The 17,794-nt window shown below is 60.6% G+C and carries 19 protein-coding genes and 1 pseudogene; 7 read left to right on the top strand and 13 right to left on the bottom strand.

The window, feature by feature from the left end:
* Positions 1-2: 2 nt before the first annotated feature.
* From ngg to ACQRAX_RS21075, 3 genes are all read left to right on the top strand, one after another.
* Complete coding sequence (ngg, locus tag ACQRAX_RS21085; RefSeq protein ID WP_412041199.1) at positions 3-1,748, top strand: N-acetylglutaminylglutamine synthetase; 1,746 nt, start codon at positions 3-5, stop codon at positions 1,746-1,748.
* A gap of 14 nt (positions 1,749-1,762) precedes the next feature.
* Positions 1,763-2,947, top strand: a complete 1,185-nt coding sequence (locus ACQRAX_RS21080) for an osmoprotectant NAGGN system M42 family peptidase (protein WP_412041200.1) — start codon at positions 1,763-1,765, stop codon at positions 2,945-2,947.
* 65 nt (positions 2,948-3,012) lie between these two features.
* Complete coding sequence (locus ACQRAX_RS21075; protein WP_412041235.1) at positions 3,013-3,249, top strand: YheU family protein; 237 nt, start codon at positions 3,013-3,015, stop codon at positions 3,247-3,249.
* On the opposite strand, the gene csrA is transcribed toward ACQRAX_RS21075, so the two are convergent.
* The 3 genes from csrA to ACQRAX_RS21060 all read right to left on the bottom strand — a co-directional run bounded on the left by csrA (position 3,241) and on the right by ACQRAX_RS21060 (position 4,771).
* Positions 3,241-3,423: a carbon storage regulator CsrA gene (csrA, locus tag ACQRAX_RS21070; RefSeq protein WP_412041201.1), complete on the bottom strand. Its 183-nt coding sequence runs from the start codon at positions 3,421-3,423 to the stop codon at positions 3,241-3,243. The genes ACQRAX_RS21075 and csrA overlap by 9 nt on opposite strands.
* Positions 3,424-3,548: 125 nt before the next feature.
* On the bottom strand, positions 3,549-3,881 hold the full coding sequence (locus tag ACQRAX_RS21065) for a YnfA family protein (protein WP_038608269.1): 333 nt from the start codon (positions 3,879-3,881) through the stop codon (positions 3,549-3,551).
* Between the two features lie 77 nt (positions 3,882-3,958).
* A complete protein-coding gene (locus ACQRAX_RS21060; RefSeq protein ID WP_412041202.1) occupies positions 3,959-4,771 on the bottom strand; it encodes an SDR family oxidoreductase in 813 nt (270 codons plus the stop codon).
* Between the two features lie 232 nt (positions 4,772-5,003).
* Between ACQRAX_RS21060 and ACQRAX_RS21055 the strand changes: the two genes are divergently transcribed.
* On the top strand, positions 5,004-5,156 hold the full coding sequence (locus ACQRAX_RS21055; protein ID WP_045180117.1) for a DUF3309 family protein: 153 nt from the start codon (positions 5,004-5,006) through the stop codon (positions 5,154-5,156).
* A 70-nt stretch (positions 5,157-5,226) separates the two neighbouring features.
* On the opposite strand, the pseudogene ACQRAX_RS21050 reads toward ACQRAX_RS21055, so the two are convergent.
* From ACQRAX_RS21050 to ACQRAX_RS21020, 7 genes and pseudogenes are all read right to left on the bottom strand, one after another.
* Positions 5,227-5,538: pseudogene (locus ACQRAX_RS21050) on the bottom strand (LuxR C-terminal-related transcriptional regulator); the annotation flags it as partial.
* 69 nt (positions 5,539-5,607) lie between these two features.
* On the bottom strand, positions 5,608-6,585 hold the full coding sequence (locus tag ACQRAX_RS21045) for a hypothetical protein (RefSeq protein WP_412041203.1): 978 nt from the start codon (positions 6,583-6,585) through the stop codon (positions 5,608-5,610).
* Positions 6,586-6,609: 24 nt separating this feature from the next.
* On the bottom strand, positions 6,610-7,368 hold the full coding sequence (locus ACQRAX_RS21040; RefSeq protein ID WP_412041204.1) for a molecular chaperone: 759 nt from the start codon (positions 7,366-7,368) through the stop codon (positions 6,610-6,612).
* A gap of 96 nt (positions 7,369-7,464) precedes the next feature.
* Positions 7,465-7,944 (bottom strand): CS1 type fimbrial major subunit, encoded by a 480-nt coding sequence (locus tag ACQRAX_RS21035; RefSeq protein WP_412041205.1) that lies wholly within the window; start codon positions 7,942-7,944, stop codon positions 7,465-7,467.
* 198 nt (positions 7,945-8,142) lie between these two features.
* Positions 8,143-9,801, bottom strand: coding sequence for a cation acetate symporter (locus ACQRAX_RS21030; protein ID WP_412041206.1), 1,659 nt, complete (start codon positions 9,799-9,801; stop codon positions 8,143-8,145).
* Complete coding sequence (locus tag ACQRAX_RS21025) at positions 9,798-10,109, bottom strand: DUF485 domain-containing protein (protein WP_412041207.1); 312 nt, start codon at positions 10,107-10,109, stop codon at positions 9,798-9,800. Before ACQRAX_RS21025 ends, ACQRAX_RS21030 begins: the two co-directional genes overlap by 4 nt.
* Before the next feature lie 192 nt (positions 10,110-10,301).
* Complete coding sequence (locus ACQRAX_RS21020) at positions 10,302-11,150, bottom strand: glycine betaine ABC transporter substrate-binding protein (RefSeq protein ID WP_412041208.1); 849 nt, start codon at positions 11,148-11,150, stop codon at positions 10,302-10,304.
* Positions 11,151-11,372: 222 nt separating this feature from the next.
* Here ACQRAX_RS21020 and ACQRAX_RS21015 point away from each other — a divergent pair, with 222 nt between their 5' ends.
* Positions 11,373-12,929 (top strand): beta (1-6) glucans synthase, encoded by a 1,557-nt coding sequence (locus ACQRAX_RS21015; RefSeq protein ID WP_412041209.1) that lies wholly within the window; start codon positions 11,373-11,375, stop codon positions 12,927-12,929.
* 49 nt (positions 12,930-12,978) lie between these two features.
* On the opposite strand, the gene ACQRAX_RS21010 is transcribed toward ACQRAX_RS21015, so the two are convergent.
* Positions 12,979-13,341, bottom strand: a complete 363-nt coding sequence (locus tag ACQRAX_RS21010; protein ID WP_412041210.1) for a hypothetical protein — start codon at positions 13,339-13,341, stop codon at positions 12,979-12,981.
* A gap of 242 nt (positions 13,342-13,583) precedes the next feature.
* Between ACQRAX_RS21010 and ACQRAX_RS21005 the strand changes: the two genes are divergently transcribed.
* Together ACQRAX_RS21005 and ACQRAX_RS21000 are read left to right on the top strand one after the other, a co-directional pair.
* Positions 13,584-14,882: a serine/threonine protein kinase gene (locus tag ACQRAX_RS21005; RefSeq protein ID WP_412041211.1), complete on the top strand. Its 1,299-nt coding sequence runs from the start codon at positions 13,584-13,586 to the stop codon at positions 14,880-14,882.
* Positions 14,875-15,663 (top strand): MlaA family lipoprotein, encoded by a 789-nt coding sequence (locus tag ACQRAX_RS21000; RefSeq protein WP_412041212.1) that lies wholly within the window; start codon positions 14,875-14,877, stop codon positions 15,661-15,663. Before ACQRAX_RS21005 ends, ACQRAX_RS21000 begins: the two co-directional genes overlap by 8 nt.
* Positions 15,664-15,673: 10 nt before the next feature.
* On the opposite strand, the gene ACQRAX_RS20995 is transcribed toward ACQRAX_RS21000, so the two are convergent.
* Positions 15,674-16,822 carry a patatin-like phospholipase family protein gene (locus ACQRAX_RS20995; protein ID WP_412041213.1) on the bottom strand — a complete coding sequence of 383 codons (1,149 nt, stop codon included), beginning with the start codon at positions 16,820-16,822 and terminating at the stop codon, positions 15,674-15,676.
* A 23-nt stretch (positions 16,823-16,845) separates the two neighbouring features.
* A complete protein-coding gene (locus tag ACQRAX_RS20990) occupies positions 16,846-17,778 on the bottom strand; it encodes a lipid A biosynthesis lauroyl acyltransferase (protein ID WP_412041214.1) in 933 nt (310 codons plus the stop codon).
* Positions 17,779-17,794 lie beyond the last annotated feature (16 nt).

Raw genomic sequence — 17,794 nt, 5'->3', positions numbered from 1 at the left:
CGATGAAAGCCCACGCATCACCTTATGGCCAGCGTCTGCTGCGCGGCCAGGTGCCGTCCTATGAGCGCTTGCAGGCGCAATTGGCTGGCGACGGCAGTCAACCTCACGATCAGCCGCGGTCATTGCATTGCGGCTGGGGGCGGTTGCTGATCGGCCACACCTTCCCCGATCCGCAAAGCCTGGCCATCGCCCTGCAAGAGGAGCGGCCCGGCGAGCGGGACATCGCCCTGTACGTGGCGGCGCCGCAGCAAGTACTGGCCCAGGCACCGCAACAGCTGTTCCTCGACCCCTCCGACACCCTGCGCCTGTGGTTCAGCGACTACCGCCCGGCGCAGCGGGTGTTTCGTGGTTTTCGAATCCGCCGCGTGCAGAGTGACAGCGATTGGCAGGCGATCAATGCCCTGTACCTGGCCCGGGGCATGCTGCCGATCGACCCAGCGCTGCTGACCCCGCGCCACCTCGGTGGGCCGGTGTATTGGTTGGCCGAGGACGAAGACAATGGCGCGGTGATCGGTAGTGTCATGGGTCTGAATCATCACAAGGCCTTTGCCGACCCCGAGCATGGCAGCAGCCTCTGGTGCCTGGCGGTAGACCCGCACTGTACCCGGCCTGGGGTCGGCGAAGTGCTGGTGCGGCACTTGATCGAGCACTTCATGAGCCGCGGCCTGAGCTGCCTGGACCTGTCGGTGCTGCACGACAATCGCCAGGCCAAACGCTTGTATGCCAAGCTCGGTTTTCGCACCCTGCCGACCTTCGCGGTCAAGCGCAAGAACGGCATCAACCAGCCGCTGTTCCTTGGCCCAGGGCCTGAAGCCGGGTTCAATCCCTACGCCCGGATCATCGTCGAAGAAGCGTATCGGCGCGGCATCGATGTGCAGGTCGATGACGCCGAGCGCGGGCTGTTCACCCTTAGCCTGGGCGGACGGCGGGTGCGATGCCGCGAATCGCTCAGTGACCTGACCAGCGCTGTAAGCATGACCCTGTGCCAGGACAAGAGCCTGACCCACAAGGTGCTGAACAACGCCGGGCTGCAACTGCCGGCGCAGCAACTGGCCGGCAATGCCGACGACAACCTGGCGTTTCTCGAAGACCACGGCGCGGTGGTGGTCAAGCCGCTGGACGGTGAGCAAGGCCAAGGGGTGGCGGTCAATCTGACCAGCCTGGAAGAGATCAACCAGGCGGTGGAAAACGCTCGACGTTTCGACAGCAACGTGTTGCTGGAGAGTTTCCACGAGGGCCTGGATTTGCGCATCGTGGTGATCGGCTTTGAAGTGGTCGCCGCCGCCATTCGTCATCCGGCGCAGATCGTTGGCGACGGCCAGCATGCCGTGGGTGCCTTGATCGAAGCGCAAAGCCGCCGACGCCAGGCCGCTACCGGCGGCGAAAGCCGCATCCCACTGGATGAAGAAACCCAGCGCACCCTGCACGCTGCTGGGGTCGATTACGACACCGTGCTGCCCGCTGGCCAGCGCCTCACCGTACGGCGCACTGCCAACCTGCACACCGGCGGTTGTCTGGAAGACGTCACCGAGCGCCTGCATCCGCAATTGGTTGATGCTGCCGTGCGTGCCGCCCGCGCCCTCGATATTCCCGTGGTCGGTTTCGATCTGATGGTCAAGGCCGCCGATCAGCCCGAGCACGTGTTCATCGAAGCCAACGAACGCGTTGGCCTGGCCAACCACGAACCGCAACCCACCGCCGAACGCTTCGTCGACTTGCTGTTCCCACACAGCAAACCGACGCCATGAGCCCAGGAGGCCGCATGCCCGAACAACTGCCGGAACCCGATCTCAATTACCTGCAGAAAGTCTTGCTGGAGATGCTCGCCATCCCCAGCCCCACCGGTTTTACCGACACCATCGTGCGCTATGTCGCCGAGCGCCTGGAAGAACTCGGCATCCCTTTCGAGCTGACCCGCCGCGGCACCATCCGCGCCACCCTCAAAGGGCGCAAGAGCTCACCGGACCGCGCCGTGTCGGCGCACCTGGATACCATCGGCGCCAGCGTGCGGGCGATCCAGGACAACGGCCGACTGTCGCTAGCGCCGGTGGGGTGCTGGTCCAGTCGTTTCGCCGAAGGCAGCCGCGTCAGTGTGTTTACCGACAACGGCGTGCTGCGTGGCAGCGTCCTGCCGTTGATGGCCAGCGGGCACGCTTACAACACCGCCATCGACCAGATGCCGGTGAGCTGGGAACACATTGAGCTGCGCCTCGACGCCTACTGTGCGACCCGTGCCGACTGTCAGTCACTGGGCATCGATATCGGTGATTTTGTCGCTTTCGACCCGCTGCCGGAGTTCACCGAAAGCGGTCACATCAGCGCCCGCCACTTGGATGACAAAGCAGGCGTAGCGGCGCTGCTGGCGTCGCTCAAAGCCGTGGTCGACAGCGACGCCCAGCCATTGATTGACTGCCACCCACTGTTCACCATCACAGAGGAAACCGGCTCAGGCGCTGCTGCCGCCCTGCCCTGGGATGTCAGCGAGTTTGTCGGCATTGATATCGCCCCGGTCGCGCCCGGCCAGCACTCCAGCGAGCATGCCGTCAGCGTCGCCATGCAAGACTCGGCCGGCCCTTACGATTATCACCTGTCGCGCCATCTGCTCAAGCTGGCCCGTGACAACGAACTGCCGGCACGCCGCGATGTATTTCGCTATTACTTTAGCGACGCTCACTCGGCGATCACTGCCGGTCACGACATCCGTACCGCGCTGCTGGCCTTTGGTTGCGATGCCACCCACGGCTATGAACGAACCCATATCGACAGCCTGGCAGCACTGAGCCGCCTGCTCACGGCCTACCTGCTCAGCCCGCCGGTATTTGCCAGCGACTCGCACGCCACCGGCAGTTCATTGGAAAGTTTCAGCCATCAGCTTGAACACGACGCGCAGATGGAAACCGAAACCCGCGTGCCTGCGGTCGACAGTCTGGTCGGCATCAAGCACTAGCGCCTACACAGCCAGGACAGGTTTCGCGTAGCATGGGTGCTCACTTCGCCAAACCTGTCTTGCATATGCTGATTCCCTACGACCAACTCGAAGCCGAGACCCTCACGCGCCTGATCGAGGACTTCGTCACCCGCGACGGCACCGACAACGGCGACGACACCCCGCTGGAAACCCGCGTGTTGCGCGTGCGCCAGGCCTTGGCCAAACAGCAGGCTTTCATCCTCTTCGACCTCGAAAGCCAGCAATGCCAACTGTTGGCCAAGCACGACGTGCCCAAAGAACTGTTCGACGGATCAATCTGAACCCTTGCCTGACAGCTCGGCTATCCGCCGATAGATTTCTGCTCGATGCACCTCAATCTCGCGCGGTGCGCTGATACCGAAGCGCACCACGTTGCCCTCTACCGAGAGCACCTTGACCTTGATGTGTTCATCAATGGCGATGACCTCGCCTACTTCGCGGCCTATAACCAACATGCTCCGATCCTCCCTAACGCTGAGAATTCGGAGACTGCACGGGGTGGCAGAGCGCCACAATCCTTCGTCAAACAAATAGACCAGTCCTACTTTGATTGACGAATTTACCTACAGATTTTCGCTGTTTAAGCACTCTGCAGGCGCGGTCCCAACACAATGATACTGGCCCCCAACACACACAGCAGCGCGCCGATCCAATCGCTGCCGAGCGGCCGAGCACGTTCGACCAGCGCCAGCCACAGCAACGACGTGACGATGTAGATGCCACCGTAGGCGGCGTAGGCGCGCCCGGCGTAAGCGGCCTCGACGCGGGTAAGGATCAGGGCGAACAGGGTCAGGCTGAGCAGCGCCGGGGCAATCCACCAGCCGCTCTTGCCTAGTCGCAGCCACATGTAAAAGGCATAGCACCCGGCGATCTCGAAGACCGCCGCAAGGAAAAACCACAAGTAATTGATCACGCCCGCAACCCCGGCACCGTTAAAAAGGGCCTAGGGTAACCTGTCCAACTTCTTGACAGTCAGTCCATCTACAACGCCTAGGACGCCGGTTTGGCTTTGGCGCGCATTTTTTCGGCCATGGTCGCCATCTCGTCGTAAATCACCTGTGGATTGCGCTGCTTGAGCTGCCAGGCGTCACGCCCCAGTTCATGCGGCAGAATCAGGAACTGGCCCTCTGCAACCTGGGCGAAAATATACTCGGCAATCTCGGCGGCGCTAATCGGCGAGCTTTCCAGCAATTTGCCAACCTGGGCTTTCATCGCCGGGGTCGGGCCGCGGAACGAATCGAGCAAGTTGGTCTGGAAGAACGACGGGCACACCACATGTACTGCAACGTGGAGTTGGCGCAACTCGATCAGCAAGCTCTCCGACAGCGCCAGTACGCCGGCCTTGGCCACGTTGTAGTTACTCATCGCCGGCCCCTGCATCAACGCCGCCATTGACGCGATGTTGATAATCCGGCCTTTGCTGCGCTCAAGCATCGGCAAGAAGGCCTTGCACCCCTTGACCACACCCATCAGGTTGACCGACAACTGCCACTCCCAGTCTTCCAGTGACAGTTCCGAGAAGAAGCCACCCGAGGCAACCCCGGCGTTGTTGACGATGACATCGATACCGCCAAACTTCTCTTCACAGGCCTGGGCCAGTGCCGTGAGTTGACTGTAGTCGCGCACATCGCAGCGTTGTACAAAGCCTTGGCCACCCGCCTCTTTGACCCGTGCCAGGGTGTCTTTCAGGCCCGCTTCGTTGACATCCGCCAACGCCAGTTGCCAGCCCTCGCGTGCCCAGCGCAGCGCGATCTCACGGCCGAGCCCGGAGCCTGCGCCAGTAATCATCATGCGGTTTTGCATAGCCGGATGCCTTGTACGGTTCTGGAAAGTTAGCGCCAGTGTAGCGAAGGCAAGCGCCGCACCCACGCTGTATCAGGATGCTGAATGACCCGGGCAAACAGGGGTGAAACCGGTTTATTAAACTTTTCGTCGCGGACAGGAGTCGGAATTAACAGGCGGGCATGAATTACATGGCCGAACAGCAGGATTGAACTGAAACGCCTACCCCCTCAAGCCAAACAAGGATACTGCCATGGGCACCATACTCATCATCATTCTGATACTGCTGTTGATTGGTGGCTTACCTGTCTTCCCGCACTCCAGAAGTTGGGGCTATGGCCCGTCCGGTGTCATCGGTGTGGTGCTGGTGGTCCTGCTGGTATTGCTCTTACTCGGCATGATATGACCCAGGCGTTACCTGTAGGAGCCCGCGTACTCAGGCTTCTACAGGTAGCGCCCCTGAGGAAGCGCTCGGGTTATATCAACAGGTTGCGCCGTGCCAGATCGGCGAGGTCGATCAGCGACTTGACCCTGAGTTTCTCGATCAAACGCGTTTTGTAGGTACTGATGGTCTGGTTGCTGAGCAACATGGCTTCGCCGATTGCCTTGTTGCTCAAGCCACGAGCCAGTTGCTGCAGTATCAACACCTCACGGTCGCTCAAGCGGGCGATGCACTGCGCTTCGGTGGCCCGCAAATCCTGCTGATTAATCGAACTGAGCACCACCTCGGGAAAATAGGTGTAGCCGGACGGCACCGCCCTGACAGCCTTGCTCAGTTCCCGCAGATCAAATGCTCTATACATGGTCCTTCCTCACTGGAAATTCGGCGTCCTACAACTCTGCATCGAATACCACTGTCACCTGGCCTGTGTAGGTACCGCCGGGTGGGCGAGCATGCTGCCAACATCGTCACGTGCAACCTCGAAGTGCAGCTGGCCCGCTCGATTAAGGGTGGGAGTCGCGGCCTCGAACTGCAGGGCCGCAGACCGGCCAGTAGGCAGCGCCAATCGGCTGACCGCCCCGCCCCGATGCTCAACATCCGCCGGCAGGCTGAGCGCGATCGTTACGGGGACCTGATCGCTGTCATCGTTACGGATACCACAGCGGTCGCCGTCCTCGTACTGACACTGTTTGTAAACCTTGAACGGCCCGGTCGACCAGAGTCGAAACGGCAAGTCCCGGTAGAGCCGCCCAGGCCGGCGTGCGCCGGTCAGCCAGGCATCCCAGCCGCCTTGAGGCTCCAGTACGGCGCGATCCGAGCCCGGCGGGAACTCGAAAATGAAGGCGTGCTGCACGTCGAGCACAAAGTTGACAGTCAAACTGTCTCCACTAAGTTCGGTGGCATCGTTGCCAAAATCAAAGTCGCCGCCGGGGCCGATGCTGTAGGTCAGGCTGCCGCGGTAGGTGCCAGCTTTCAATCGGTACGGCGGCGGTATGTCCATGGCGTAGGCTGCACTGGTGTCCAAAACCTTGGCGACTTCGACTTGCCCAACTGGTGCATTTTTGCCGTTGGCCCAGCACGCACCGGGAGGTTGTGGGCTACCTACGTCCCACAGGTAAGTGACGAGAGCTGGCCGGAACTGGGCGATGTGGCCTGCTGGGGAGCAACCACCGTGCAGATCAAACTGATAAAGAGGATGGCGAATCTGGCTCGATGCCAGCACCTGCTGACTGATAGCCGTCCACTGGAAGTTCATGCGTCGCGGCTCGCCGGTCTGATCATGGAAAACATCAACCTCCCTGCGTCCTGGCAGCTGCAGGAAGTACTCATCTCGCGAGTCCGCCGCGCCTTTGGTGGTTTTCTTGGCATAGGTAATGGGCAGGCTCACCGTCATACGGTTGAGTCAGCGTGCAGGCACTCATCCCTTGAGCACCATAAGCTGAAGGTTTTCCCCTTCATGCAGTTCGAACTGATGCACCTTATCCGACTCACCGTCGAACTGCCGGCTGCGCCCCGGTAGCAGGTGGTGTTTAGTGGCCGGTTCGCAGGTCTGATTCGGCGTCGAGCATTGGGGAAAATGGTCGAGCACTACGGTCGTGTGACCTTCGTTGATAACTGTCAGTTGCCCGTCCTGACGCCGCACCGGCGTTTGGAAACGCGCCTCGCCGGGTCGTACAAACAACAGCGAGCCGTAGCCGGCCAGGAGATTGACACCCGCCTTGAGCTGCTCGCGATAACGTTCAGCATCTTGCGCATCGACAGCAAAGCCATCGCCGCTTTCCGGCAACACCGGTATGAAGCGCAGGCGGAAATAGCGCTCTCTATCCCGCGTACCGCGATACAGCACGCGCACAGCCTGAGTGCCCTGGGCCGGCACAATCAGGCGAGCCGGGCTGGCCACTACCCCACGCTGGCTTTCCTGGGTCTCGGTGAACTCGAGCAACTGCACGCGCTCGTCACGGCTGAGCACGACCATGGCATCGCCCAAATAGCGGCCATCAAGGTCAACACGTACAGCCAGAGGCACGTCGAAGAGGTGTTCTTCGAATTCCCGTGGCAGGCCCTGAACCTGAGCCCGGCCACCAAGCACGCTGGACGCCGCCGCACTGGCCGGAACCAACAACAGGCAGACGAGCAGCCAGCTGATCGAAACGAAGAAGGTATGCATAGTTGGCATGGTGTCGCTTGCATGCAATACCCGCCCTCACCCGCGGATAAACACCGCGGAACAGGGCAGGTAATAACGGATGGGTGAAAAGCTTGGCGACGTCTGTTAGGGAGCAGCGGTCTCGAACATCATGCTTACCAGCCCCTGATAGTTGCCCGGCTCGTAGCCGCCGGCACCCGCCGCCTGAGCCGCGGCCTCAAAACCGATGACGGCGCCAGGGGCAGCCTGGGCGGCGCTGACGACCTCGGCGGTGGTAGTGGTCAACACGGTGTCAGCCACCTTGACGTCCAGGCCGATGCAGTTGCTACCGCTGGCGACGACCGCAGGTGAAAGCAGGTAGGCGGAAATCGGGCCGATCGTGCTCTTGACCTGCAGCTGCTTACGGATCGGTTGCAGCTCGCTGCGGAACGAGTTCCAGGCCATTTCCTGCGGGTCATTCATCCAGTTGCCGCCCACAGGTTCGACGTAGAAGGCATCAGTGGGGACCTGGGCGGTGATTTGAACCTGCTTCTCGATGGGCTCGACGGCATAAGCCGAGCCAACGCTGAGTAGAGCCAGAGGGAAGGCAAGTAACATACGTTTCACGAATCAATCTCCTTATAGGGTGAACGCTGAGCGACGTTGCGTCGTCAACAAGGAGAATTATTCGTAAGTGACTGTCGCCAAAGAATAGGACCGTTCCGACCAAACTTGGGAAATTTCCCAACGACTTCAGAATGCCATTAGCGCAAAAGACAACGCCCCGGCAAGCGGGGCGTTGTCTGGTTACAGCCAGGGGGTCAATCAGTGCGAAACCGCACCTGAGGCACCCAGGCCAGTTTGCGAGCGAACGAACTGCGGGAAGAACAGCGCACGTTCTTCATCAGCCGCCTTGGACTTGTCAGTGATCGAGAAGAACCAGATCCCAACAAAGGCGATGAGCATCGAAAACAGCGCTGGGTACTCGTACGGGTAGATGGCTTTCTCGTGGCCGAGGATCTGCACCCAGATGGTCGGGCCGAGAATCATCAGTGCCACAGCACTGACCAGGCCCATCCAGCCACCGATCATGGCGCCACGGGTGGTCAGCTTTTTCCAGTACATCGAGAGCAGCAGTACCGGGAAGTTGCAACTGGCCGCAATCGAGAACGCCAGGCCGACCATGAAGGCGATGTTCTGGCTTTCGAACAAGATACCCAAGCCAATGGCCAGAATCGCCAGGGCGATGGTGGTGATCTTCGAGACGCGGATCTCATCCTTCTCGTTGGCCTTGCCTTTCTTGATTACGCTGGCATACAGGTCGTGGGACACCGCCGAAGCACCGGCCAGCGTCAGGCCAGCCACTACCGCCAGGATGGTCGCAAACGCCACCGCCGAGATAAAGCCGAGGAAAATACTGCCACCGACGGCATCGGCCAGGTGCACCGCGGCCATGTTGTTGCCACCGATCAGGGCGCCAGCAGCGTCTTTGAAGTCAGGGTTGGTGCTGACCAACAGGATCGCGCCAAAGCCGATGATAAAGGTCAGGATGTAGAAGTAGCCGATGAAACCGGTAGCGTAGAGCACGCTCTTACGCGCTTCTTTGGCGTCGCTGACGGTGAAGAAGCGCATCAGGATGTGCGGCAGACCAGCGGTACCAAACATCAGCGCCAGGCCCAGGGAGAAGGCCGAGATCGGATCTTTGACCAGACCACCCGGGCTCATGATCGCTTCACCTTTAGGGTGAACCTTGATGGCTTCGGAGAACAGCGCGTTGAAGTCGAAGTTGACGTGTTTCATCACCATCAGCGCCATGAAGCTGGCACCGGAGAGCAGCAACACCGCCTTGATGATCTGCACCCAGGTGGTAGCCAGCATGCCGCCGAACAGCACGTACATGCACATCAGGATACCGACCAGGATCACCGCAACGTGATAGTCCAGACCGAACAGCAGCTGGATCAGCTTGCCGGCACCGACCATTTGCGCGATCAGGTAGAACGCCACCACCACCAGCGAGCCGGAGGCCGACAGGGTGCGGATTTCTTTTTGCCCGAGGCGATACGAGGCCACGTCGGCAAAGGTGTATTTACCCAGGTTGCGCAGGCGCTCGGCGATCAGGAAGAGAATGATCGGCCAGCCGACCAGGAAGCCGATCGAGTAGATCAGGCCGTCATAGCCAGAGGTGAACACCAGGGCGGAAATACCCAGGAAGGACGCTGCCGACATGTAGTCACCAGCAATCGCCAGGCCGTTCTGAAAACCGGTGATACGCCCGCCGGCGGCATAATAGTCAGAAGCGGACTTGTTACGTTTAGAAGCCCAGTAGGTAATGCACAGGGTGGCACCGACGAAGGCGACGAACATGAGGATCGCCGCAACGTTCAAGGGTTGCTTGTGCACCTCGCCGGTGAGGGCGTCGGCGGCCCAGACGGCAGGTGCGAACACGCCGAAGGCCAGGGTTGCCAGAAGACGCCGGATCATTGCTGTGCCTCCTTGAGAATCGCTTTGTTCATCTCATCGAACTCACCGTTGGCGCGACGCACATAAATGGCAGTAAGAACGAAGGCCGAGAGGATCAAGCCGACACCAAGAGGAATCCCCCAGGTAATCGACGAGTCAGGGCTGAGCTTGGCACCCAATAAGTGCGGGCCATAGGCGATCAACAGGATGAAAGCGGAGTAGAGGCCGAGCATGATCGCCGAGAGAATCCAGGCGAAACGTTCGCGCTTTGACACCAGCTCTTTGAACCGCGAGCTGTTTTGTATCGAGAGATAAATGCTGTCGTTCATTGTTTTTGTCCTCGCAGCACAGATTAGGTAGTACCCGCTCCACTTTATGCTGCCTTTGGACGCACTCCAGACGACCTTAGTCTTAGATGCAAAACTCTTTTACCAAATCGGTAACAGCCAGTAACGACAAGGGCCGCAACACCGTTAGCGGTGTTGCGGCCATGGAAGGTGCCAGATAGAAGCCTTAAGCCATTATTTGGCGGTCCACTCGGCGACGCGTTCCGGGTGTTTGGCGACCCAATCCTTGGCGGCGGCTTCGGGTTTTGCGCCCTCTTGAATGGCCAACATGACCTCGCCGATTTCATCCTTGGACTGCCACTGGAATTTTTTCAGGAACGCTGCGACTTCCGGGGCCTTGCTGTCCAGCTGCTTGCTGCCGATGCTGTTGACGGTTTCAGCGGCGCCGTATACGCCTTTGGGGTCTTCGAGGAATTTCAGCTTCCACTTGGCGAACATCCAGTGCGGCACCCAGCCGGTCACGGCGATCGATTGCTGCTTGGCGTACGCACGCCCCAACTCTGCGGTCATCGCTGCACCGGAACTGGCCTGGAGCTTATAGCCGCTCAGGTCGTAGTCCTTGATAGCCTGATCGGTCTTGAGCATCACGCCAGAGCCGGCGTCGATGCCAACAATCCTTTTTTTGAAGCTATCGTCGCCCTTGAGATCTTCCAGCGATTTCGCCTTGACGTATTCGGGGACGATCAGACCGATCTTGGCATCCTTGAAGTTGGGGCCGTAGTCGACCACGTTGTCCTTGTTCTTGGTCCAATAGTCGCCGTGGGTCACGGGTAGCCAGGCCGACATCATCGCATCGAGCTTACCGGTGGCCACCCCCTGCCACATGATCCCGGTGGCAACGGCCTGCAGTTTGACGTCATAACCGAGCTTCTGTCTGATCACTTCGGCTGCCACGTTGGTGGTCGCCACACTGTCGGACCAGCCATCGACGTAGCCGATGCTCACTTCCTTGGCCATCGCTGATGCAGCGCCAATGGCCATTGCCAGGGCGGTGCCCAGCCCCAGGAGTCGTCGCATTTTCATCAAAGCTTCCCCTCGTCGCGTCACGGAACCTGCATGATCAACTGCTGATGCCCGCTGACCTGCTCTGGTAGCGACCTCCAGGCAACGACAAGCGACATCACATCGCCAGCAACCAATGGATACATCAAGCAACATCCAGCGCAGATTAGTTTGCCGGCCAAGGCTTTAGCCCGTGCCATTTGCAGGTACTATTGGCGGCTTTGCTCTCTGACGGTCCGATCCATGTCTTCGACTGCCCGCTTCCCGATACTGCCCTATCTGTTTGCCTGCCTGCTCGGCCTGTTTGCGCTGGGAGGGCTCTGGTACGGGCTGGGCAAGTCGGTGGTGCTACCCGACGCGGCCAGTGCCTCGCACAAGCTGCAGTGTGCCTCGTACACACCGTTCGACAAGGACCAGTCGCCGTTCGACCAGCCGTTCCAGCTACGCCCGGCGCGCATGGACGCCGATCTGGCGCTGCTGTCGCAGCGCTTTGAATGCATCCGCACCTATTCGATGACAGGGCTTGAGGCGATCCCGCAACTGGCGCGCAAGCACGGCTTGAAAGTCATGCTCGGCGCCTGGGTCAACGCCAACCCGGTCGACACCCAGAAAGAGGTCAAGGCCCTGATCGCCGCCGCCAACGCCAACCCGGATGTGGTCAAGGCGGTGATCGTCGGCAACGAAGCGCTGCTGCGCAAGGAAGTCACCGGCCCGCAGTTGGCCGCGTTGATCAAGCAGGTGAAAAGCCAAGTCAGCGTACCGGTGACCTATGCCGATGTCTGGGAGTTCTGGTTGCAGCACCCGGAAATCGCGCCAGGCGTGGATTTTCTGACCATTCACTTGCTGCCGTACTGGGAAGATGACCCCAAGGGTATCGATGATGCCTTGGTGCATGTCGGTGAGATCCGCCAGGTGTTCGGCAACCGGTTTGCGCCCAAGGACATCGTCATTGGCGAAACCGGCTGGCCGAGCGAGGGTCGTCAGCGCGAGACTGCCCTGCCCAGCCGGGTCAACGAAGCACGCTTCATTCGCGGCTTTGTCGCCATGGCCGAACAGCACGGCTGGCACTACAACCTGATCGAAGCCTTCGACCAACCGTGGAAGCGTGCCAGCGAAGGTGCAGTGGGCGGTTACTGGGGCCTGTATGACGCCGACCGCGAGGACAAGGGCATTCTCGAAGGGCCAGTGAGCAACCTCGCGTTGTGGCCGCAATGGTTGATTGCCAGTGGCCTGTTGTTTGCCGCCACCTTGCTCCTCGCCGGTCGCGTGCGCGGCACCCGCTCCGCTTTGCTGCTACCGCTGCTGGCCGCCTTGGGCGCGGCGAGCCTGGGGCTGTGGGGCGAATTGGTGCGGATCAACAGCCGCTTTGTTGGCGAATGGATCTGGGCGCTGCTGCTGGCTGGCTTGAACCTGATTGTTCTCGCCCATGGCGCCTTGGCCCTGTCGCAACGGCAAGGCTGGCGCGAGCGAGTCTTTGCCTGGCTTGAGGCACGAGCCGGCGGGTGGTTGCTGGCTGCAGGTTTTGCCGCCGCCGTGAGCATGCTGGCGCTGGTCTTCGATCCGCGTTATCGCAGTTTCCCGAGTGCGGCGCTGGTGTTGCCGGCGGTGGTTTACCTGTTGCGCCCGGTCCGTGGACCGCGGGCTGAGATTGGCTTGCTGGCGTTCATCGTCGGTGCCGGGATCGCACCGCAGCTGTTCCGTGAGGGCTTGAGCAACCAACAGGCGTTGGTCTGGGCGGGGGTCAGTGTGCTGATGGTGGGGGCGTTGTGGCGTAGCCTGAGGGTTCGCGTCCAGTCCTGAAAAGGGCTGCTGCGCATCCCATCGCCAGCAAGGCCGGCTCCCACCGGGCTCAGTGGGGGCGGCGCACCAGGCGCAACCCTGCCAACACCAGGGCGAACACCGCGATACTGGCGCTGTACAGCACCAAGGCTGGAATTGCGACTACCAGCGCCAGCACCGCTAAACGCCACCCCGCACGCGCAGGCACTACCTGCGCCAACAACGCCAGCCCCAGCGCGGTCCAGGCGATTACCCCGAAGTGAATCATCAAGCCCAGGGTCGAGCGCGCCTGACATTGCCAGATCTGTGCTTGTTCGGCGCAGACCCCGACCCACTGAGCATCCTCCATCAGGGCATAACGCACCGCGTAACTGGCTGCCAGCCACAAGGGCACAAACAGCAACAAGGTGATCAGCGGCAAACGGCGGGACATAAAGGCTCCGGAATCTTCGAAATCGGCGCCCAGCATAAAGCGCCGAGCCGTCTATGCAAGGCAAAAGCGCCAGCCTCGACTACTTTGAACTGAAGATAAATGGAACCAATTGTTGCCGTGCCACAACCGAAGACGGCAACATCGGGATCGATAAATGCCGTAGCGTCAGGCAACTTTGCCCAGGACATCATGGTCCTAGCCTGCGTAACGCACTTTGCTGCTGCTTTTTTTGGGGATCCGTCATGCTTCGATTACTGCGCCTCGCTGCCCTCTCGGGCGGCCTTATCCTGAGTGCGTCCGCTTCGGCACAAGATATCGATGCCGCCAGTTACGGCTACCCACTGACCAATCCGTTCGAGGCGACCATCGCCACCACGCCGCCGGACTTGCGCCCACAGCTGCCCAGCGACGATGACATCGACCAGGCCGACTACAGCCTGAACATGCGCCCGGAGCGCGCCTTCACCCTCCCTGATAATTTCTGGGCGGTGAAACAACTTAAATACCGCCTGGCCGAACAGGACCACCCGGCACCGCTGATTTTTCTGATTTCCGGAACCGGTGCGCCGTATGCCAGCAGCATCAACGAATACCTCAAGAAGCTCTTCTACAAAGCCGGCTACCACGTGGTGCAGCTGTCTTCACCGACCAGCTTCGACTTCATCACCTCGGCCTCGCGCTACGCCACCCCTGGGGTGAGCAAAGACGATGCCGAAGACCTTTATCGGGTCATGCAAGGCGTGCGCGCCCAACACCCGCGCCTGCCGGTCACCGAGTACTACCTCAGCGGCTACAGCCTGGGTGCCCTGGATGCAGCATTCGTCAGCCACCTGGATGAAACCCGGCGCAGCTTCAATTTCAAGCGCGTGCTGCTGCTCAATCCACCGGTCAACCTCTACACCTCGATCAGCAACCTCGACAAGCTGGTACAGACTGAAGTCAAGGGCGTCAACAGCAGCACCACCTTCTACGAACTGATGCTGAACAAGCTCACCCGCTACTTTCAGCAGAAAGGCTACATCGACCTCAATGACGCGCTGCTCTACGACTTCCAGCATTCACGCCAGCACCTGAGCAACGAGCAGATGGCAATGATCATCGGTACCTCGTTCCGTTTCTCCGCAGCTGACATCGCCTTCACCTCGGACTTGATCAACCGCCGCGGGCTGATCACCCCGCCCCAGTACCCGATCAGCGAAAGCAGCAGCCTCACACCGTTCTTCAAGCGTGCCCTGCAGTGTGACTTCGATTGCTACATGACTGACCAGATCATCCCCATGTGGCGTGCCCGCACCGATGGTGGCAGCCTGTTGCAACTGATTGACCAGGTCAGCCTCTATGCACTCAAGGATTACCTGCAACAGAGCTCGAAGATTGCCGTGATGCACAACGCCGATGACGTCATCCTCGGCCCGGGCGACATTGGCTTCCTGCGCAGCACCTTTGGTGATCGCTTGACCCTCTACCCCCACGGCGGCCATTGCGGCAACCTCAACTACCGCGTTAACAGTGACGCCATGCTGGAGTTTTTCCGTGGTTAAACGCCTATTGATTGCTAGTGCTTTTCTTGCCAGTGGACTGGCCCAGGCTGCGCAAGAAACCGCACCGCGCGCCAGCGTGATCGAAGCCGATGGCTTCACCGAGCCGCTCAAAGAGCTCAAATTCAACCCGGGGCTAGACCAGCGTGAATTCGAACGTTCGACCCTGGCGGCACTGAACGTCTATGACCCGCTGGAGTCGATGAACCGGCGGATCTACCACTTCAACTACCGCTTCGACCAGTGGGTGTTCCTGCCGGTGGTCAATGGCTACCGCTACGTTACGCCCTCGTTCGTGCGCACTGGGGTAAGCAACTTCTTCAGCAATCTGAGTGACGTACCTAACCTGTTCAACAGCGTGCTGCAGCTCAAGGGCCAGCGCTCGATGGAGATCACTGCACGGCTGATGCTCAATACCATCATTGGCGTGGGCGGCCTGTGGGACCCGGCGACCAAGATGGGCCTGCCCTATCAGGGCGAAGACTTCGGACAGACCCTGGGGGTCTATGGCGTGCCTGATGGCCCGTACCTGATGCTGCCGATTCTCGGCCCTTCGAACCTGCGCGATACCGGCGGCTTAGTGGTGGACTTTGTGGTCGAGGACCAGGCCAACTTTCTCAACGTTGCCGAAGTCAGCCGCGATCACCCGGAACTGGTGGTTCTGCGTGCCGTCGACAAGCGCTACACCACGAAATTCCGCTATGGCCAGCTGAACTCACCGTTCGAATACGAAAAGGTCCGCTACGTCTACACCGAGGCGCGCAAGTTGCAGATTGCGGAGTAACCGAAGCGGTTTATAAACCGAGGAAATTGCACAGCTCCCGGCGCTTGGCCAGGGCGTCGCGGCGGCCTAGCTCGATCAGTTCGCTGCAGTAACCGGCTTCGAACAACAGGTAGCTGAGCACTCCGGCGCCACTGGTCTTGGTCGCTCCCGGCCCCCGCAAAAACAGACGCAGCGCCGCCGGCAGCTCGCGTCGATGACGGGCGGCTATTTCATCCAGCGGCTGGCTTGGCGCGACCACCAGCACGTCCACCGGCGCCAGGCCCAGGCGCCGCCGTTCCACGTGCTCGGGCATCAAGTGGCTAAGGTGGTTGAGGCGCTGGAGCAACTCGATGTCATCTTCCAGGCTATCAATGAACGTACTGTTGAGCATGTGCCCACCGATCTGTGCCAGGCTCGGTTGCTGTCCGCTGAACAAGCGTGGCCGCGGCTCACCCTCGGCCGGGCGCTGCGGGTTACCACTGACCCCGACCACCAGCACGCGACTGGCGCCCAGGTGCAGGGCCGGGCTGATCGGTGCCGACTGACGCACCGCGCCATCACCAAAGTACTCCTCACCGAGCTTGACCGGCGCGAACAGCAGCGGAATGGCTGAGCTGGCCAGCAAATGCTCGACACTCAGGCGGGTGGGCAGGCCGATGCGCCGGTGACGCAACCAGGGATCAATGGCGCCGCGGCCCTGATAGAAGGTGACGGCCTGGCCGGACTCATAACCGAAGGCAGTCACTGCCACTGCATGCAGGTGCTGCTGCTCGAGGGCCTGAGCGATGCCGTTGATGTCCAGGTGCTCGTTTAGCAACTGACGCAGCGGTGAGCTGTCGAGCAAGGCCACCGGTACCGGCGCGCCCAAGCCGAGCAGGCTGTGGCCGACAAAGCGGCTGGCTTGGCGAATCACCCCGGGCCAATCGCTGCGCAGCACCTGATGGCTGCGAAAGCCCTGCCAGAAGCTGGTGAGGCGGCGGATCGAATCGGCAAAGTGCGTTGCGCCACTGGCCAGGGTCACTGCATTGATCGCACCGGCCGAGGTGCCAACGATCACCGGAAAGGGATTGGCCGCACCGGCGGGCAGCAGATCGGCAATGCCGGCCAGCACACCGACCTGGTAAGCGGCGCGGGCGCCACCGCCGGAGAGGATCAATCCTGTGATCGGTTGTGCTGACATGGGTCTTCCTGAGTGCGATGGATTCAACGCCGCTTGTCGTACAGCTTGGGCTCCCCCGGCGGGCGCGACTTGAAGCGGCGATGCGCCCACAAATACTGCTCCGGGCACTCGCGCAAGGCCACTTCAATCCATTGGTTGATGCGCAGGCAGTCGGCTTCTTCACTCTCGCCAGGGAAATCCGCCAGCGGTGGGTGAATAACCAGGCGATAACCACTGCCGTCTGCCAGGCGCTGCTGGGTGAACGGAATCACCCGGGCCTTGCCCAAACGTGCAAACTTGGTGGTCGCTGTCACCGTCGCAGCCTGAATACCGAACAGCGGCACGAACAGGCTCTGTTTGGCGCCGTAGTCCTGGTCCGGTGCATACCAGATCGCGCGACCGGCGCGCAGCAGCTTGAGCATGCCGCGCACGTCTTCACGCTCCACTGCCAGCGAATCGAGGTTGTGCCGTTCGCGACCACGGCGTTGAATGAAGTCGAACACCGGGTTGCCGTGCTCACGGTACATGCCGTCGATGGTGTGTTCCTGCCCCAACAGAGCCGCACCGATTTCCAGGGTGGTGAAGTGCAAGGCCATAAGAATGGCACCTTGGCCATCACGCTGGGCAGCCTGCAAGTGCTCCAGCCCTTCGATGTGCGCCAGGCGCGCCAAACGGGCCTTTGGCCACCACCAACTCATGGCCATTTCGAAGAAGGCAATGCCGGTGGATGCGAAATTTTCCTTGAGCAACCGCTGCCGTTCGACGGACGGTAGTTCCGGGAAGCACAGTTCAAGGTTGCGCGCAGCAATATGCCGACGCTCACCGGCGACCAGGTACATCAAGGCACCCAGCATACGACCGATCACCAGCAATACCCGATACGGCAACTGCACGATCAGCCACAGCAGCCCCAAGCCCAGCCACAGCGGCCAGAAGCGTGGGTGCAGAAAGTAACGACGAAAACGCGGGCGATCCATTAAAGATTCCGGAAAG

It is taken from the genome of Pseudomonas sp. UM16, assembly GCF_050312595.1.
In the GTDB taxonomy this organism is placed as follows: Bacteria; Pseudomonadota; Gammaproteobacteria; order Pseudomonadales; family Pseudomonadaceae; genus Aquipseudomonas.
Note: the sequence above shows the minus strand (reverse complement) of the source record. Positions and strands in the feature narration are given on the sequence as shown.

Excerpts from the sequence above, each read along its gene's own strand:
- ACQRAX_RS21075 (WP_412041235.1), top strand. The coding sequence starts at position 3,013 with ATGCTGATTCCCTACGACCAACTCGAAGCCGAGACCCTCACGCGCCTG.
- ACQRAX_RS21025 (WP_412041207.1), bottom strand. The coding sequence starts at position 10,109 with ATGAACGACAGCATTTATCTCTCGATACAAAACAGCTCGCGGTTCAAA.
- ACQRAX_RS21015 (WP_412041209.1), top strand. The coding sequence starts at position 11,373 with ATGTCTTCGACTGCCCGCTTCCCGATACTGCCCTATCTGTTTGCCTGC.
- csrA (WP_412041201.1), bottom strand. The coding sequence starts at position 3,423 with ATGTTGGTTATAGGCCGCGAAGTAGGCGAGGTCATCGCCATTGATGAA.
- ngg (WP_412041199.1), top strand. The coding sequence starts at position 3 with ATGAAAGCCCACGCATCACCTTATGGCCAGCGTCTGCTGCGCGGCCAG.
- ACQRAX_RS21010 (WP_412041210.1), bottom strand. The coding sequence starts at position 13,341 with ATGTCCCGCCGTTTGCCGCTGATCACCTTGTTGCTGTTTGTGCCCTTG.
- ACQRAX_RS20990 (WP_412041214.1), bottom strand. The coding sequence starts at position 17,778 with ATGGATCGCCCGCGTTTTCGTCGTTACTTTCTGCACCCACGCTTCTGG.
- ACQRAX_RS21020 (WP_412041208.1), bottom strand. The coding sequence starts at position 11,150 with ATGAAAATGCGACGACTCCTGGGGCTGGGCACCGCCCTGGCAATGGCC.
- ACQRAX_RS21005 (WP_412041211.1), top strand. The coding sequence starts at position 13,584 with ATGCTTCGATTACTGCGCCTCGCTGCCCTCTCGGGCGGCCTTATCCTG.
- ACQRAX_RS21030 (WP_412041206.1), bottom strand. The coding sequence starts at position 9,801 with ATGATCCGGCGTCTTCTGGCAACCCTGGCCTTCGGCGTGTTCGCACCT.
- ACQRAX_RS21040 (WP_412041204.1), bottom strand. The coding sequence starts at position 7,368 with ATGCCAACTATGCATACCTTCTTCGTTTCGATCAGCTGGCTGCTCGTC.
- ACQRAX_RS21045 (WP_412041203.1), bottom strand. The coding sequence starts at position 6,585 with ATGACGGTGAGCCTGCCCATTACCTATGCCAAGAAAACCACCAAAGGC.
- ACQRAX_RS21060 (WP_412041202.1), bottom strand. The coding sequence starts at position 4,771 with ATGCAAAACCGCATGATGATTACTGGCGCAGGCTCCGGGCTCGGCCGT.
- ACQRAX_RS20995 (WP_412041213.1), bottom strand. The coding sequence starts at position 16,822 with ATGTCAGCACAACCGATCACAGGATTGATCCTCTCCGGCGGTGGCGCC.
- ACQRAX_RS21080 (WP_412041200.1), top strand. The coding sequence starts at position 1,763 with ATGCCCGAACAACTGCCGGAACCCGATCTCAATTACCTGCAGAAAGTC.
- ACQRAX_RS21055 (WP_045180117.1), top strand. The coding sequence starts at position 5,004 with ATGGGCACCATACTCATCATCATTCTGATACTGCTGTTGATTGGTGGC.